Here is a 16,050-nt window from a genome sequence, read left to right on the forward strand (position 1 = left end):
AGGGTTACAAAGTCTATGGAACTTTTCGTCGAACAACGGGTATCATGTCGTGGCGGCTGGAAGAGCTAGGCATCTTGGACAAGATTAAACTTGTTCCTATGGATCTTTTGGAGCTTACTAATATCATGCGTGTGATCGAGGACATAAGACCTGACGAAGTTTATAATTTGGCTGCCCTAAGCTTTGTCGCCCTTTCTTTTGAACAACCGATCTTAACCTGCGAGACTAATGCTATAGGAACTCTAAGGCTTCTCGAAAGTGTAAGAACTGTCACTCCAAAGACTAAATTCTATCAAGCCTCATCCAGTGAAATGTTCGGCAGGGTCTTAACCGAGCGCCAGAATGAGGACACTCCCTTTTATCCAAGAAGCCCTTATGGGGTATCGAAGCTTTTTGCTCACTGGATTACTGTGAATTACCGGGAAGCCTACAGCATGTTTGCTGTTTCCGGCATCTTGTTCAACCATGAATCCCCTCTGCGGGGTGAAGAATTTGTTACACGAAAGATTTCTAAAGGAGTAGCTCGGATTAAGTTGGGTTTGCAGGATAAACTTGTCTTGGGAAATCTGGAAGCTAAACGCGACTGGGGATATGCTCCTGAGTATGTTGAGGCTATTTACCTAATGATGCAGCAGGATGAACCAGACACTTACATTATCGCAACCGGGGAAAATCACTCTGTGCGTGAATTTGTGCAGAGGGCGTTCGAGGTTATAGACATTGAGCTGGAGTGGGAAGGAAAAGGAGTGGAGGAAAAAGGAGTGGACAAGCATTCGGGCAAAGTGCTCGTTGAAGTTAGCTCGGACTTTTTCAGACCAGCAGAGGTTAATACGTTGTTGGGGGATTACTCGAAAGTAAAAGACAAACTGGGCTGGCGACCTAAAACCTCGTTTGAAGAGCTGGTAAGAATTATGGTAGAAAAAGATATAGAGAGGGAGCGAAAGAAAACTGGATGACAGAGCTAAAAGAGGCTTGGCCCAAGGTGGCAGTCATCGTCCTCAACTGGAACGGCTGGCGGGATACAATTGAGTGCCTGGAGTCGTTACAACGATCTACATATCCTAATTATCAAATTATAGTCGTTGACAATGGTTCAACCGATAATTCAGTTAAACATATACAATCTGCCCATCCAGATATAACTATTATTGAGAATGGTAGAAATCTGGGTTACGCTGGAGGGAACAATGCGGGCATTCAGTACGCCCTTGAGCAAGGAGTCGAGTTTGTCTTAATTCTTAACAACGATGTAAAAGTTGAGCCCAAAACTGTGAGAGCTATGGTAGAAGTTGCAAAAGAAAGCGGTGCAAGTATAGTAGGTGCATTAGTAAAGGATATTCGGGATGGAAAAGTTCTTTTTGCAAGGAGCCTTTATCCTTGGATGTTTTTCTTTTCTGAACCACAGCGGTATGCTTTTGATAAGAGATGGTGGCCAAGTGATCGAGTTGAAGGCTCGGCAATGCTTCTTAATCGAGACTTATTATTAGAGCGTTGGAGAGTTCTTGGTTATTTTCTCGACGAATCTCTTTTTCTTTACTGTGAAGAGCTTGAACTTGCTATGTGGTGTCGTCATTTTAGAAAGAAAAGTGTTGTTGCAGGTGAAGCGGTGGTGCACCACAAGGTGGCTGCAAGCTCAGGAGGAAAAGGTAAGCCATCCCGGTTTTATTACCTTACAAGAAATCGTCTGCTGCTGGCTCGCCGATATTTACAAGGACCTATCAGGATAATATTCCAGGTATGCTATCCTGTTTGGAGGATAATTCGTGCTGGAATGTATCTTGGTCGATGGCAGCCTGAGATAGCTGGAGCGATCTTACAAGGGTTAATAGATGGATACAGAGGGAAAATAGGGGCGGAGCTATGATAAAAGAGAGGTTGGTTCGGAAACCGGCATTATTTCCAACCCTCTACCTTTTAACAGGTGTGCTGATAGTAGGAATAGGCATTGCATCTGTAAGTCTTGGAGAAGCTTTGGAGAGCCGCACCATTACATATTTACTCGTTGCTGTTTTAGCTTTTACAACTTTTGGACCGATACTTCAGCGTATCCTTCAACATTCTTTCGATTTGGCCGAGCCGGGTATATGGTTTGCACTCTTTTATTTTGCCCACTTTGGAGTGCGGGCAATTTACGATTTAATATTTGGAAGCCCGATTCTTGGGCTTGGCCCCGGAGCAAAGGATCTTGGATTACTTAACGCGGCTCTTGGAATAAGCATTATTGGACTTTTGGCTTTTTGGATAGGATACCATGCACGTTTTGGAAAGGTTATTGCCCGTGCCCTACCTGTTTTACCCCAAAGGTGGAATGCACCGCTAGCATTACTTATTGCGCTGTTATGCCTTATCTTCGGATGGAGCCTTCGTATTTTCTTTATTACTCAAGCAGGTGGGTTGGGTGCTTGGTTGGAAGCAAATAAGTATGAGATTCTTGCGCAAGCTGAGGGGACTGTGTATCTGGGTATTCTTGCCAATTTAGCGAAGGTTGGTCTATTTATCATCGTTATTTTAGCAAGAGTCCGTAAGCGTTCTATTTATTGGTTTTTGTTCATCATTTTTCTGATGCCAGAACTAATATATTGGTTTTTTAGCGGTTCTCGTGCCCAGTTTGTGTTTGTTTTGTTGGGATTGTTGATCTGCTTTTACATGACCTCAAAGAGAGGACATGAGGTTAGTATGAAATTCAGCAAATGGGCAGTTGTATTGGCCGCGCTTTTAATTATCCTTTTTCCTCTATTGTCTGTTCTGCGTGGCGGAGTTACAGAGCTTCAAGTGGCATTAGCTCATTCTTCAGTTTTTTGGAAAGAACCTATGAAACTTTTGGAAATAATATGCGAGAGGCAACATGGACTTGATTCTTTAGGTATCCTGATTGAGCGTGTCCCTAAAGAGGAACCTTTTACTATGGGGTCGGAACTTTTACTTATTTTAGTGGCCTGGATTCCAAGGACCCTTTGGCCGGAAAAGCCAATCATTAGTCCTGGAAAGATTTTCTACGAGAAGTTCTACCCACATATTTTTCACAGAGGCACTGCAGTTGCTATTACTCTTCCAGGGGAATTCTATTGGGATTTGGGGTTTATAAATGTGATAATTGGAATGCTGCTTATAGGAGTGGTATGGCAGATTCTGTTTAAGTATTTAGTTCACCCCCCGGGTAACCTCTCTAATATTTTGGTAGTAAGCGTAATGTTTCCAACCTTTTTTGTTATTGTGGAGCAAAGTATTGTAAGTTTCTTAACTATGCATCTATTTCAATTTCTTGTGCTCGTCCTTGTTGTTCTCGCCCTTCGAGGGAGAGCTGTGAAAATGGAGGTGCACTGATGAACATCCTTGTTCTTTCAGATGCTTTCTGGCCGGATCATACTGGAGGAATCAGCAAGAGCCTCTTGCCAGAGGTAGAAGAGTTGGTAGCCCGGGGGCATCGAGTTGTGGTTATCACTCGAAGGCTGAGGGGGAATCTCCCATTCCATGAATCGAGGAATGGCTACGAGCTGTTTCGTTACTTAAGTCCTCCCAAAGGGACGGTTTTCTACCGCCTTTATCCTTTGTTCAGCATTAGCCAAGTCCCCAAATTGGCTGCTCGGTTACACCGGGAATTTCGTTTCGACGTAGCTTATATAGCTAATAATCCTTTTCAGGCAGTAGGGCTTATGCGTTCTTCGTTGGGGATCCCTTATGTATATGTGTTTTATGCTCCAACCCCTCAAGAGATAGAATTGGATGCTTCTTGCAGGAAATATGGTTTGAGCACGCCTTTAGTGAAGATAGTCAATCACTGGATCAAACCGAAGGAACAACAAGCCTTGTCCCAGGCTATGAAAATACTCGTGCGAAGCAAGTTTAGCAGGAAAGTGATGGAGCAGTTTTATGGTGAAGTTGGGAAAAACAAAACCGTTCGCATCCCCTTATGTGTGGATACTCAACGCTTCTCTTTTGTAGAAAATCCAATCTCTATTCGTGAAAAACTTAGGCTTCCACTGGACAGGCCTATATTGCTTACCGTAAGACGATTAGTGGCTCGGATGGGATTGGAGAATCTTATAACAGCTATGAGAGAGGTTGCAAGATACGTCCCTAATGTTTTGCTCCTTATAGGGGGTAAAGGGTATCTTGAGAATTCGCTTCGTAAACAGGCGAAAGAGCTTCGGCTTGAGCAGAATGTGAGGTTTCTTGGCTTCATTTCCGAGGATAAGTTGCCAATGTATTACCAAGCAGCTGATCTCTTTGTACTGCCGACCATGGCGCTGGAAGGTTTTGGCCTTGTAACGATCGAAGCACTGAGTTGCGGGACTCCAGTGGTCGCGACGCCGGTTGGTGCAAATCCAGAAGTTCTGGGACCTTTAGGGGAGGAGTTTCTATGTCAGGATACCTCACCAGAAGCTCTGGCAGAGCGTATAAGGTGGTCTATAAAGCAAGGAGTTGGTGCTGAGTTAAGAAAGCGTTGCCGTGAATACTGTGAGCTAAAATTCAGCATCGAAAGGGTAGTTAATTTAATAGAAGCAGTGCTTTTGCGGGCTTTAAAATGAAAATGATTTGGAGGTCCAAATGGAGGACTTCAGAAATCATTACCAGATTAGCAAGGAATTCCGAAATATGAAGGTAAACCTAAATGATCCGGAAGTTCTGACTTCTGTCAGAAGGGTATTTCTTGTCAATACCACAGATCTGAAGGATTTTCTAGAACAAGACGATAATACGCTCCTTGAACTTAACCTGGCTCAAAGTCAGAGTCCGGCAAGGGACCTGGTATTACGTCTATAAGGAACGGCGGCTGTTGAAAGAGGTGTTTTCGATACCTATTTCCGAGGCAGCATTCAGGGATCACGTGGACCTGGTTAATGTGAGGGAATTGGATGGTGTAAAGATCGAGCGGGCCGAAAAAAGGCTCGCGGAAATGTGGCAGATGCCTCGAGAGCTTGTCATTGTTGATAAGCAGTCGATCAAGAACCCTACTTACAAGGACCCGGTACCCAAGCTGGATCCAAACTCTATTATGGTTTTGGTAAATGTTGATGAAAAACCTATACGTAAAGATTTCCGCAAGTTTCTGCTGTCTTCAAAAATCTGCAAGAACCGTTCATGGAAGGATTGTACGTGTATGCTCCCCTGGAAGGTTCTAAAGAAGAAAGGAAGGCTTTTTGCAGAAAACATAGGGAAGAGATCCTGGAGATAATCCTCCAGGTGGCGAAGGAAGGTGAGTAAATTGACGCTTGAAGAGCGCATCCTGTTGCTAACGTTGGGAAGCAGCGAGGAAAAGATGATTTCTGGCCGAACGTTATTACAAAAAACTATTTATTTTTTAAACGTGATGTTAGGACTGGGTATTGAATTTGTTCCCTATTATTATGGACCTTATAGTCGAACTGTTGCCAGTTCGCTCCAGGCCCTGCAATCCTCCGGGCTTGTGGATGAGCATCGTGCGACATTACCCACCCTTCGACTATCGCGGAGCCCATGAGTCCAGGCTGCACATTTACCGGTTGAACGAATATGGAAAAGCGGCGTTTAATGATATTCGTCAGAAAGAACCGGAACTGGCAGGGAAGGTCAAGGAAATGCTGGAGAAGATGAAGGGCTATGCCCAGAGTTCTGATTATAAGAGCCTGTCTATAGCCGCCAAGATGTACCATATCCTACATGAAGCCGGAAAGGCGATCACAGTGGAAGAAATCCTGAGTCAGGCCAGCGAAATCGGATGGGAAATAACGGTTAATGATGCCGTGGAAGCACTCAAGTTTCTGCAGGGTATGGACCTGATAGAAACGAATGAGGCAGGTTAGTTGTATCTAAGCCGGGTATAAAGCAGAGTTCGCAAGGTATTCGTTGGTTTATGGAGGAGAGAAAATGGATGTAGTTGTGGTGGGAACAGGGTACGTGGGGCTGGTTGCCGCCTGCTGTCTGGCGAACTCTGGGCACCGCGTGGTTGCAGTGGAAAAGGATCGAGTAAAGCTGGCAGCACTGGAACAGGGCAGGGTTCCTTTTTATGAGGAGGGGCTGGACGAGCTCTTGCAAAACGCGTTGGCTCAGGGAAAAATCTCTTTTATCTCCAGCCTTTCTAATGCATTGCAGGATGCCGAAGTCGTGCTTCTGGCGGTGGGGACCCCTTCCCTTCCGGACGGGCGGGTTGATCTCTCCCAGGTATACGCGGCAGTGCAGGAAATCGTTCAGCACGCCAGGAGGGAGACGATTATAGTCATGAAGAGCACAGTTCCCCCGGGCACCGGCCGAACCCTTTCAAAAAGGTTCCTTGCCCATTGCCATGTACCGATCCATTATGTATCCAATCCTGAGTTCCTGCGGGAGGGAAAGGCAGTCTGGGACTGGTATCACCCGGATCGGATTGTGGTCGGGTGCGGTGATGAAACTGTTGTACAGCAGGTCCTGGAGTTGTACGCTGATATCGATGCACCGAAAGTGGTAATGGATGTCACCAGTGCCGAGATGGTGAAGTACGCCTCCAACGCTTTCCTGGCAACGAAAATTTCTTTTATTAACGAGATTGCGAATCTCTGTGAACTGGTTGGGGCCGACATTGATAAGGTGGCTCCTGCGGTTGGGATGGACCAGCGCATCGGGCCCCACTTCCTTCAGTCGGGTCTTGGGTACGGCGGTTCCTGTTTCCCGAAAGATACAAAGGGTTTGGACTATGTTTCTTCCTTCAACGGATACAGGTTCAGCCTCTTGAAATCGGTGATTGAAGTCAACGCCCGGCAGCGGATCATTGCCGTAAGAAAGCTGCAGGAGAAGCTGGGAGATCTGCACGGCAAGAATATTGCCGTTCTAGGGCTTGCCTTTAAGCCCGGCACCGACGATGTCAGAGAAGCGCCCGCCCTCGATATTATCAAGTACCTGGTGGACGAGGGGGTGGTGGTGGCGGCGACTGATCCCCTTGCCATAGAAAACGCTCGCTCTCACCTGCCGTCTTGCGTAAAACTTTCGCCTGACCCCTATGAGGCGCTGGTGGGCGCCCAGGCATTTCTCCTTGCCACGGAGTGGCCCCAGTTGGTTGCCCTGGACTGGGAAAAGGTTAAAAACCTGATGCGTGAGCCTTACCTGGTGGTGGACGGGAGAAACGCCCTGGACGTTAGGAGACTTGTGGATTTGGGTTATCGCTACTGCGGTTTTGGCCGCCCTGGAAATTTTTAGCCATTGGTGGAAGCGCTCATGAAAAAATTTCTCATCTGGACCCAGTATTACGCTCCCGAAATAGGGGCAACCGCGATCAGGCTGCATTCGGTTGCGAAGGAACTTGTCAGGCAGGGCTACGACGTCTCTGTAGTGACGGGAATGCCTAACTATCCAAAGGGCCAAATTTATTCGGATTATCGCGGCAGGTTTTATTGCTGCGAAGAAATTGACGGGATCCGGATTCACAGGTGCTGGTTTTACCCTGCCAGGGAGGTAGGATTGGGGCGGATTTTTAGCTATTTCTTCTTCATTGCTACAACCTTTCCAATCTACTTTTTCCTCTCAAGACGAGTAGACTTTATCGTAGCTGAAGTTATTCCTCCAACTGTTGGTTTTGGGGCATGCATAGCCTTGCCGTTTAAACGGACGAAACTGATCGTCAACGTATGTGATTTATGGCCCGATTGGCTTCTCAGGTCAGGTCTTCTCAAGCCGGGTGTGGTTTCGCGCCTGCTTAGATTAATCAATTCATTTATCTTTTCAAAAGCAGATTTTGTAAGTGGGGTAACCCAGGGGATTATCAGTGATATTAAGCAAAATTACAGTGTTTCTGAAGAGAAACTGCTTTTTCTGCCAAATGGGGTGGATACAGAGCTTTTTCATTATCGGGGCCCCCAAATTCATAATGGGAAAAAGTTGTTCGTTTATGCTGGCAACCATGGCATTTACAACTGGCCGATAGTAATCGCTCAAGCTGCAGCTAGGCTTCAGGCTAAACGCGACGACATTAACTTCTTGCTTGTTGGCGATGGTTCGCAAAAAAGAGAGGTCGTTTCGTTTTGCCGTGAAAATAATCTAACAAATGTTGAGTTCAAGGCCCCGGTGCCAATTGAGGAGGTTGCGTCTCTTTATGGGCAGGCATATGCGGCCATTTCCACCTACAAAAAAGGTTTCCATTCGCGCCCCGCAAAGATCTTTCCGGCAATGGCATGCGGATTACCACTTGTTTATAGTGGCGAAGGCGAGGGTGCCGAAATCGTAAAAAATGCAAATTGCGGCATCGTTGTTCCTCCTGAAGACCCCGATGAACTTGCCCGTGCAGTGGAAAAGTTGGCAGATGATCCCCAAATGGCTGAAAATCTTGGAAATAACGGATTTAATCTTGTTCAAAGGGAATACTCATGGAGTTCGATTGTAAAAAGCTGGCTCGCGGATTTAGAATCAAGGCTTATTTCTAGATAAAACAGGGGGTGTTTCGAAAACCCCATGAGGTAATGAAAGGAAAGCTTGAAAGAGGAAAAGTCACCAACTCCCGCGAATTGGGGTTGTAGCCAGCGAAACCACGCATCTCGCGGGGTTGGTGGCAGAAGCAGTGTACCATATTATTCATTTTTGGGGTGTTTTTTTACGAGCGGAAACTCATCGCTTATGCCCAGAATTACATTTTACGATAATATCGAAGTGAACTACTCTACCGTCAAGTTTGACTCGGATTTTTTGAGGCTATACCCTTCGTACGCCCTGTTCTACTCGATGAATAAATTTTATCTTGGGGAAAGCGTTTCGAGTATGCCAATGATGGCTTCAGGAATATCTTGCATGGGACAAACATCCAGCAGTATTTAATCGAAAAATTTAAGTTCAGGGAAATGTATGCAGGATCGAGCCTGTTTTACCGGCTATATCTATCTATCTATCTATCTATCTATCTATCACATTTCCTCTAAGGTTCTGTTTGGGAAAGTTATACCCAAAATTAAGAGCCAAAAGAGGTATGCCCCTGTGGTAATGCAAAATTGCTTTTCTAAATATGAGGACGGTTACGAGAGATTCCTTGAGAGTAATGGAAGTGTTTTCTTCTTTTGGAAGGGTCGGGTAGCGATCTACGTCTTACTCAAGGCGATTGGGGTTGGTTCTGGGGATGAGGTGATTCTGCCTGGGTTCACCTGCGTGGTAGTCCCCAATGCGGTGCTGTATTTGGGGGCAAAACCGGTTTACGCCGATATTGATCCCCAGACTTACAATATCACAGCAGAGACTATCGAGCCCCTCATCTCGCCGCGCACGAAAGTTATTATTGCCCAAAATACTTTTGGCCTTTCTCCCGATTTAGACCCGATAATGGCTCTGGCTGAGCAACATGGCATCTATGTGATTGAGGATTGTGCCCATGGGCTGGGGTCCACCTATAAAGGCCGTCCAGCAGGGACAAGCACTCATGCCTCATTTTTCTCAACGCAATGGTCAAAACCGATCTCAACCGGCCTAGGGGGAATTGCCTATGTGCGCGATGAGGTACTGGTTCACAAAGTTGCTGCGATTGTGGAGCAGTTAACTCCGCCGAGGATGATGGAACAGGCTATCCTGGCAGCACAGGTGTTTGTACGACCCCTGGCTAATCGTCCAGCTTTATACTATCCTTTGGTCGAGGCCTATCGCTTTCTAACCCAAAAAGTGGGGCTTTCGGTTGGTTCCTCAGTGGGAGATGAACTGCTCTCTGTGCAAATGCCTCACGGTTACTTGAAACGCATGGGAGGATTTCAGCGACGGGCTTTGCAGCGCGGTCTGAAGACCTTGCCTCAACGCGTGCGACAACGGCAGCTTGTAGCTGAGCAGTACGATACCTTTTTTAGGAATACAGCCATTCAACCCTCTGCTCGACCGGACTATGCGGAGCACTCAATGTTGCGCTATCCTATCCGTGTACCGGATAAAGCAAAAATACTGGAACGGGCTCGGCGTTTACGAATACCGGTGGGAGATTGGTTTGTGTCTCCCCTACACCCAGTGGAAGGAGAGTTGAGCCAGTGGGGCTATCAGGCCGGTCAATGCCCGGAAGCGGAGAAGGCCTGTGCGGAGGTCATCAATTTATTCACGGATCATGCCTTGTCTCATCAACAGTTATCGGCTTTGTTTGATGGGATGTTGTAGATCGGCCATTTCTTCCTAAAAAGGGCGAATTATTTGGGGTTGCTGGTGAAACTGATCACACTGACTATCCTTTCTGGCCGTGTAGGTGCAAGAGAGATATCCGTAACATCTTTCTAACATTTTCCCCGTCTCTGATTCAGGAGATAGGCTGGAATTGTGGTTCCTCCAGAAGATGAGCAGGCACTTGCCGACGCAATAATTTGGCTGGCTGATCATGAGGAGGAAGCTTTTTTAATGGGTCGGCGAGGGCGCAAGTTTGCAGAAGACCAGCTGGATTGGAATGTTTTAGTAGAACGATGGCTGTGCGAATTTGAAAAAAAGTCCTGGGGAGAGGAATTGTCAACTAATAATGCTAAAAAGGTTTTTAGATATTATTGTTTCACTGGTATTATTGATACTGCTTTTTCCTGTCTTTGTGGTGATTGCGGTTGCTGTGGTTCTTGATTCGGGTTTCCCGGTTTTTTACCGGGGGGAGCGGATCGGGAGAGGCGGCAGGCCTTTTCGAATTATTAAGTTTCGCAGCATGTATGTCAGCTCTGCACAGGGCCCGGCCATCACAGGCAGGGATGATCCCAGGGTGACGCGGGTAGGGAAGTTCCTGCGCAAGTGGAAACTGGACGAACTGCCCCAGTTTTATAATGTGCTTAAAGGGGAGATGAGCCTCGTTGGCCCGCGCCCCGAGGCGCCGCAGTATGTTGAATTTTACAGCGATGATGAAAAAAAGGTGCTTTCGGTGAGACCCGGGGTGACTGGGGTTTCGCAGTTGCTTTTCAGGAATGAAGAGGAGATGCTTGAGGGTCCAGACCCGGAGCGGTTTTACCTTGACATCTTGATGCGCCAGAAGCTATGTTGCGATCTTGCCTATATTCGTAATCAGTCTCTTGTTTTCGATTTGGTTTTGATTTTATTAACACTGGTTGCTGTTGTTTTTCCCCGTGAGCCCGGCATTAAAAAATTTCTGTTGGAAAAGTTTTTGAAGACTGGTGTCGACATGAATTTTAAAAATTTTTCTGTATCCGGCGGGTGAAGTTTTTGTCAGGCTCTAAAGAAATACAGAGGATTAAAGAAGTATACGCAAAACGAAGCAAAAATCCCCGCTTTAATCAAATTTACTCATTATTTAACCCTGGCAACCTTTTTATCGTCCAGGAGAGAGAGCGCGTTTTGTTGGAAATGCTGGCAGAGGCGGGAGTAAGAAATCTTTCTGAATTGCGTGTTCTGGATGTCGGTTGCGGGGCCGGTTCGGAATTAATTCGTTTAATCATTTATGGTGCTCACCCGGAGAATCTTTACGGCATTGATATTCTCGAGGACCGCATTGCTGCAGCTCGGCGTAAACATCCCGAAATTAATTGGAGCGTGGCCAATGCCGAGGCAACCCCTTTCCTGATGAATCTTTTGATATTGTAATGCAGTTTACCGTTTTCAGTTCGATTTTGGATGAAGGAACGAAGAGCCGAATTGCAGCAGAAATGCTTCGAGTTCTCAGAAAAGACGGCCTGATCATCTGGTATGATTACTGGATCAATCCGGTCAACCGGGATGCGAAGGGAGTAACGGGGAGAGAAATTAAAAATATGTTTCCAAATTGTAAAATCAGATTCAGAAGGATCACCTTAGCTCCTCCCCTCGTTCGGATTCTTGCTCCGTTCTCTTGGGGGTTATGCCGGTTGGTGAGCTTTTTCTGTTTTTTCTTCCGGACTCATTACATGTGCCTGATTAAGAAGGGATCATGAGAATCTTGTTCGAGGATACAAGAGATTTTCTTCTCTATGATCAGGATCAGGAGGCTTGATTATGCGCTCCAATTTTTTGCCCTTTGCTCCCCCTTTTATTTCCGATGAAGAGATCGAAGAAGTCAGCGATACCCTTTCTTCTGACTGGATTACCACAGGTCCCAAAACCAGGTTGTTCGAATCCAGGTTTGCGGAGTTCCTGGGAGTTACGGAGGCACTGGCCGTAAATTCCTGTACGGCAGGACTGCACCTGGCCCTGGTTGTGCTCGGCATTGGCCCGGGGGATGAGGTGATCACAACGCCCATGACCTTTTGTGCGACGGTCAACGTCATCGAGCATGTGGGGGCGAGGCCGGTTCTCGTGGATGTGGAGCCTGATACTTTAAATATTTCTCCTGACCTGGTGGAAAGGGCCGTTACGTCGAAAACGAAATGCATCATGCCGGTTCACTACGCCGGCCACCCGTGTGAAATGGATGCGATCACCGGGGTTGCCCGTTCCCACGGCCTTTTTATCGTCGAAGACGCGGCCCACGCCCTTCCCGCCAGGTATAAAGATCAGATGGTCGGGAGTACGGGTAACCTGACCGCCTTCAGTTTTTACGCCACGAAAAACCTCACCACCGCCGAGGGCGGGATGTTGACCGGCGACTCTGATCTGGTCGAACGGGCGAGGGTGCTGAGCCTGCACGGGATGAGCCGGGATGCCTGGAAGCGCTACGGGAAGGAAGGTTCCTGGTACTATGAAGTGGTATATCCCGGCTACAAGTACAACATGACGGATATCCAGGCTGCTCTCGGGCTGCACCAGTTGAAGAAGCTTCCGGGTTTTCAAGAGCGGCGGAAGAAAATTGCAGCGAGGTATGATGAAGCCTTCACCCGTTATCCATACTTTGAAGTCCCTGGGAGGCGGCCTTACGTTGAACATGCCTGGCACCTGTACGTGCTGCGCTTGAATCTGGAAACTTTGCGTATCGATCGGAACAAATTTATAGAAGAACTTCATGCCCGAAACATCGGGACAAGCGTTCACTTCATTCCTATCCACCTGCACCCTTACTACCGCGATAAATACGGCTACCGGCCGGGGGATTTCCCAGTTGCCTACTCGAACTACCTGCGGATGATCAGCCTTCCGATTTACCCTCGCATGTCGGATCGAGATGTGGAAGATGTCATCGAGGCGGTGCTCGATGTTGCAGAAACCTACAAGCGTTAGGTTGTCAAATCTAAAAAGTTCTTGATTGGGGTGAAACGATGGTGAAAAAGGCCTTAACTGCAGAGGAATGGGAGAAAAAAGTAAGGGAGCTGGAGCTGGACCACCTGGCTGCCGGCAGCCACATTACCTGCCGGGAAGCGGAAGAGATCATCGCCCAGGTCTACGGCCCAAAGCCCTGCAAAGAGAGGGAGGCGGAGACAGGCAAATAGCTGTATAGGAATTGAACTGAGCAAACGAGATAAAAAATCCGCAGGGGGCCTGCGGATGTCTTTCTATCCAATATCCTTTTTAGATGTCTAGGTACCACCATCGATCAACCGTTATCAGGTTGTCTCTTGCAGATTTTTCGGCTTCTTCTAAGCACCTTTCGGGCACTATCACGTGGAATTCTTTCCATGAGGCATCAAAGGCTCGCCACTGGTCGAGAGTTTCTCTAGTTCCGATACCGGCAGGATTTTCTTTCAGACTGCCTTGTCCGCAGTGGACTTTTGCCACCAAGTTAGCGCCTATTAGGACCGTATACATCTGGTCATGACGATTTTCAAAAAAAAGATTCCCTCAAGATTGTTTATTACAGGGCGGATCAAAAGTATTTATATCGTTACTTTCTATGTCATCTCTTTCTTTTTGCGTACTTGCATATATAAAACGAAAATAACAGGTATTGTTCTTGAGTTTATTTTTGATACATTGGTTAGGTTCAGATGGTGATAAATGTTCTTTGAGGCGTCTGTTTATATTTTCTGATTGACCGACATAAAAAACATGGTATTTGTTATCGTTACCTAATGTTGCAAGTCGATAATTACCAGCTTTTGATTCTACATAAGTATCAACATTTGAGCTTGTATATGTATAATAATTTGACCAATTTCCTACCGTCATATAAAATCACCCCCTTTCGAGTTAATATCGCGAGCAGTAATAAACTTCTACAAAAAAAGGGTAATTCCTTTATATGGACCTGCTTTTCGTACCTATGGGTGAACGGGGAATGTTATATGAGCCTTGAGAGGTTCTTAATTGAGCGTGCCCTTCTTTTCCGTGTCCCGGGAATTAGAAAGATAAACTCGGTGGAAGAGGCTCCTGCGACTGTAACCGTATATGTCGGTGATGCCGGGGGTGAGGCCCCCACCGAGCTTCTTGCTGCCGCCAAAGAGGTAGTGGAAAAGCACCGGCCGGTCACAGTTCTGGTTCATATAGAGCCGTACGCCGGCGGCCCTGGGGATGCCGTTCCGCCTTGCGAGCTTTCCCCCGAACTCAAGAGAGCCTGCGTGTTTGTTCCCCCTACTAAGGCCGATTTGGAAATGCTCCTCAAAACGTGCGTTCCCGGTTGCATACATACAGAGGCAGTGACGGTGGCTGGCGGAGTGGTAGACGTGTACCTGGGAGATGAAGGTGGCCGCGCCTCTTGGGCAATGGTGGAAGAGGCAAAGAAACTGCTCAAGGAGATTTTTCCTTCCGGGGTAACGTACAAGGTCTATGATTTTCAATCTCGCCGCCGCAAGTTCGCGCCAGTTAACCTTCTCCAAGCGGGCACAAGGCGCCTTGATCCGGCCCTCTATCAGGACAAGAAGCTCTATTCTTTGGCTAAGGAAGACGAAGAGCGTTTCCGCGATCATCTCGGGGCGTTGATCTGCGGTGCAGTAGACCACCGCGAGATTATCAGGCACAAGCTGCCGAAGGGTGCTGCGGTGTATTCCGGACCGGGGATGCTAGAGGATAATTTAGAAGTTCTGCTGACTCTCTTTCCCCACGTGTACCTGGCGGTACCGCAGGATGACGCCTTGGGATCTGGGAGCAAGACCGGAGAATGGAGACCGGAACCTGATTTGCTCCTCGAATTGGCAAGGACGGGCCGCGTCACACCGGTTTTCCAGGCACCCCTTCACCGATATGACTCCCGGACTGTCCTGTCTCTGCTAGAGGACCCTGAACTTCGCGTCATCCTCCCCAGGCAGCTTGACGGCCTGACCGTGCTAACCATGGCCAGGCAATTTCCTTTTTGGCGGCAGTTTAGAGAAGACCCCCAAAGCGCCGCTCAGGTTTACCAGGCGGTGCATTCGGTGGCCGGCAGCGCATCCGCAGTACCTGGCGCTGACGAAAAACTGGCAAAACACTTTTTTCGCGTTCTGGCTGATACTGTAGAAACTCATATTATGGTGGCCGAGCGGGGCGAGCAGTGGTTTATGGATCAGGGACATATAGCTGCCGGTAACCTTACGGCAGGAGGAATAATACAATCGCTCCTTGACTTTTATTCCCTTAACAATCATAAGCAAAAAGAAATTCGTGATACCGTTTTCATTGAAGCCCACGTTTATAGTATGGAAATGGTCCTGGCTCGAGCTCTCGGGGCAGTATATGCTCCAACCGCGGTCCTAAACGAACCAATTTTCAATATGGTTGCCCACCTCCAGGCGGGTCCCCAGGGTATCGTGTTTCCGCCTGGTGTTAACGAGTTGGGGACGGATTTTAAAGGGGCTTTGTATCATGCGGCCCAGGCATGTTCCGCTCCGCGAGTACCTGGAGGTTATTAGTTCCAGTGAAGCAGAAAGGCTGCGGCAAATTGTCACCGAGATCATAAACAGGACAGGGGGAAACCCGGAACAACTGCAGGCTGAACTGGAGAAGTTCAACCAAGAGGTCGCCAGATGGCGCAAATCACTTTTCCACTGGGTGCAAGAACAGGTGGATCTCTTGGGTCTGGGCCTCGACCTGGCTTTCCTGCCTGCAGGCGTCTCTATCCCAGGGTTAAATTCCATAGTGGGGTTAGTGGTGAAAGCGCTGCTGGGAGGAGATTTTTTAAAGAACAGCCGCTTATTGGGCAATCTTGAGGATCGGGTTTTTGGTTTTATTGGCGGGGTTTCCCCGGCTGCCGTGAGAATTAGTCGCATCAGGCGGAAGATAACCCCTAATTTCCCTAACCGCTTTTTTCCAACGCAATACCGCGCTTTCCGAGGTACACTTCCAGAGTTGCTTCATCCGGAAAGTGCTTCTCTGCCAGAGCCAGGTGTTCTTCCAGGAGCCTCT

At 47.6% G+C, this 16,050-nt stretch carries 16 protein-coding genes and 1 pseudogene; 15 read left to right on the forward strand and 2 right to left on the reverse strand.

Translation table 11 applies throughout. From position 1 onward, the window contains the following. The 13 genes and pseudogenes from gmd to HPY90_RS12380 form a co-directional block, all read left to right on the forward strand. Positions 1–956, forward strand: a 956-nt coding sequence (gene gmd, locus HPY90_RS12320) for a GDP-mannose 4,6-dehydratase (protein WP_287194870.1), incomplete at its 5' end; no start/stop codon positions are given. Positions 957–982: 26 nt separating this feature from the next. After that, complete coding sequence (locus tag HPY90_RS12325; protein WP_287194871.1) at positions 983–1,864, forward strand: glycosyltransferase family 2 protein; 882 nt, start codon at positions 983–985, stop codon at positions 1,862–1,864. Continuing rightward, positions 1,861–3,324: an O-antigen polymerase gene (locus HPY90_RS12330; RefSeq protein ID WP_287194873.1), complete on the forward strand. Its 1,464-nt coding sequence runs from the start codon at positions 1,861–1,863 to the stop codon at positions 3,322–3,324. Before HPY90_RS12325 ends, HPY90_RS12330 begins: the two co-directional genes overlap by 4 nt. Beyond that, a complete protein-coding gene (locus HPY90_RS12335; protein ID WP_287194875.1) occupies positions 3,324–4,529 on the forward strand; it encodes a glycosyltransferase family 4 protein in 1,206 nt (401 codons plus the stop codon). Before HPY90_RS12330 ends, HPY90_RS12335 begins: the two co-directional genes overlap by 1 nt. Positions 4,530–4,705: 176 nt before the next feature. Next, positions 4,706–5,176: a hypothetical protein gene (locus HPY90_RS12340; protein WP_287194877.1), complete on the forward strand. Its 471-nt coding sequence runs from the start codon at positions 4,706–4,708 to the stop codon at positions 5,174–5,176. Between the two features lie 235 nt (positions 5,177–5,411). Beyond that, positions 5,412–5,783 (forward strand): hypothetical protein, encoded by a 372-nt coding sequence (locus HPY90_RS12345; protein WP_287194878.1) that lies wholly within the window; start codon positions 5,412–5,414, stop codon positions 5,781–5,783. Between the two features lie 64 nt (positions 5,784–5,847). Next, positions 5,848–7,149, forward strand: coding sequence for a UDP-glucose dehydrogenase family protein (locus HPY90_RS12350; RefSeq protein WP_287194880.1), 1,302 nt, complete (start codon positions 5,848–5,850; stop codon positions 7,147–7,149). 18 nt (positions 7,150–7,167) lie between these two features. After that, positions 7,168–8,373 (forward strand): glycosyltransferase family 4 protein, encoded by a 1,206-nt coding sequence (locus tag HPY90_RS12355; protein WP_287194882.1) that lies wholly within the window; start codon positions 7,168–7,170, stop codon positions 8,371–8,373. 546 nt (positions 8,374–8,919) lie between these two features. Then, positions 8,920–10,062, forward strand: a complete 1,143-nt coding sequence (locus HPY90_RS12360) for a DegT/DnrJ/EryC1/StrS family aminotransferase (protein ID WP_287194901.1) — start codon at positions 8,920–8,922, stop codon at positions 10,060–10,062. A gap of 349 nt (positions 10,063–10,411) precedes the next feature. After that, positions 10,412–11,089 carry a sugar transferase gene (locus HPY90_RS12365; protein ID WP_287194883.1) on the forward strand — a complete coding sequence of 226 codons (678 nt, stop codon included), beginning with the start codon at positions 10,412–10,414 and terminating at the stop codon, positions 11,087–11,089. Positions 11,090–11,235: 146 nt separating this feature from the next. Then, positions 11,236–11,798 (forward strand): annotated as a pseudogene (locus HPY90_RS16360) (class I SAM-dependent methyltransferase). Positions 11,799–11,859: 61 nt separating this feature from the next. Then, positions 11,860–13,017 (forward strand): DegT/DnrJ/EryC1/StrS family aminotransferase, encoded by a 1,158-nt coding sequence (locus HPY90_RS12375; protein ID WP_287194886.1) that lies wholly within the window; start codon positions 11,860–11,862, stop codon positions 13,015–13,017. A gap of 38 nt (positions 13,018–13,055) precedes the next feature. Further along, positions 13,056–13,226: a hypothetical protein gene (locus HPY90_RS12380; protein WP_287194888.1), complete on the forward strand. Its 171-nt coding sequence runs from the start codon at positions 13,056–13,058 to the stop codon at positions 13,224–13,226. Between the two features lie 79 nt (positions 13,227–13,305). On the opposite strand, the gene HPY90_RS12385 is transcribed toward HPY90_RS12380, so the two are convergent. Both HPY90_RS12385 and HPY90_RS12390 read right to left on the reverse strand, forming a co-directional pair. Continuing rightward, positions 13,306–13,512, reverse strand: coding sequence for a hypothetical protein (locus HPY90_RS12385; RefSeq protein ID WP_287194890.1), 207 nt, complete (start codon positions 13,510–13,512; stop codon positions 13,306–13,308). Positions 13,513–13,575: 63 nt separating this feature from the next. Next, positions 13,576–13,902 (reverse strand): GIY-YIG nuclease family protein, encoded by a 327-nt coding sequence (locus HPY90_RS12390; RefSeq protein ID WP_287194892.1) that lies wholly within the window; start codon positions 13,900–13,902, stop codon positions 13,576–13,578. A gap of 116 nt (positions 13,903–14,018) precedes the next feature. On the opposite strand from HPY90_RS12390, the gene HPY90_RS12395 reads away from it, so the two are divergent. Both HPY90_RS12395 and HPY90_RS12400 read left to right on the forward strand, forming a co-directional pair. After that, on the forward strand, positions 14,019–15,557 hold the full coding sequence (locus tag HPY90_RS12395; protein WP_287194897.1) for a baseplate J/gp47 family protein: 1,539 nt from the start codon (positions 14,019–14,021) through the stop codon (positions 15,555–15,557). After that, a partial coding sequence (locus HPY90_RS12400) for a hypothetical protein (protein ID WP_287194899.1) occupies positions 15,511–16,050 on the forward strand: 540 nt, incomplete at its 3' end. The genes HPY90_RS12395 and HPY90_RS12400, both read left to right, overlap by 47 nt.

This window comes from Syntrophothermus sp. (genome assembly GCF_013314835.1).
Classification (GTDB): Bacteria; Bacillota; Syntrophomonadia; order Syntrophomonadales; family Syntrophothermaceae; genus Syntrophothermus; species Syntrophothermus lipocalidus.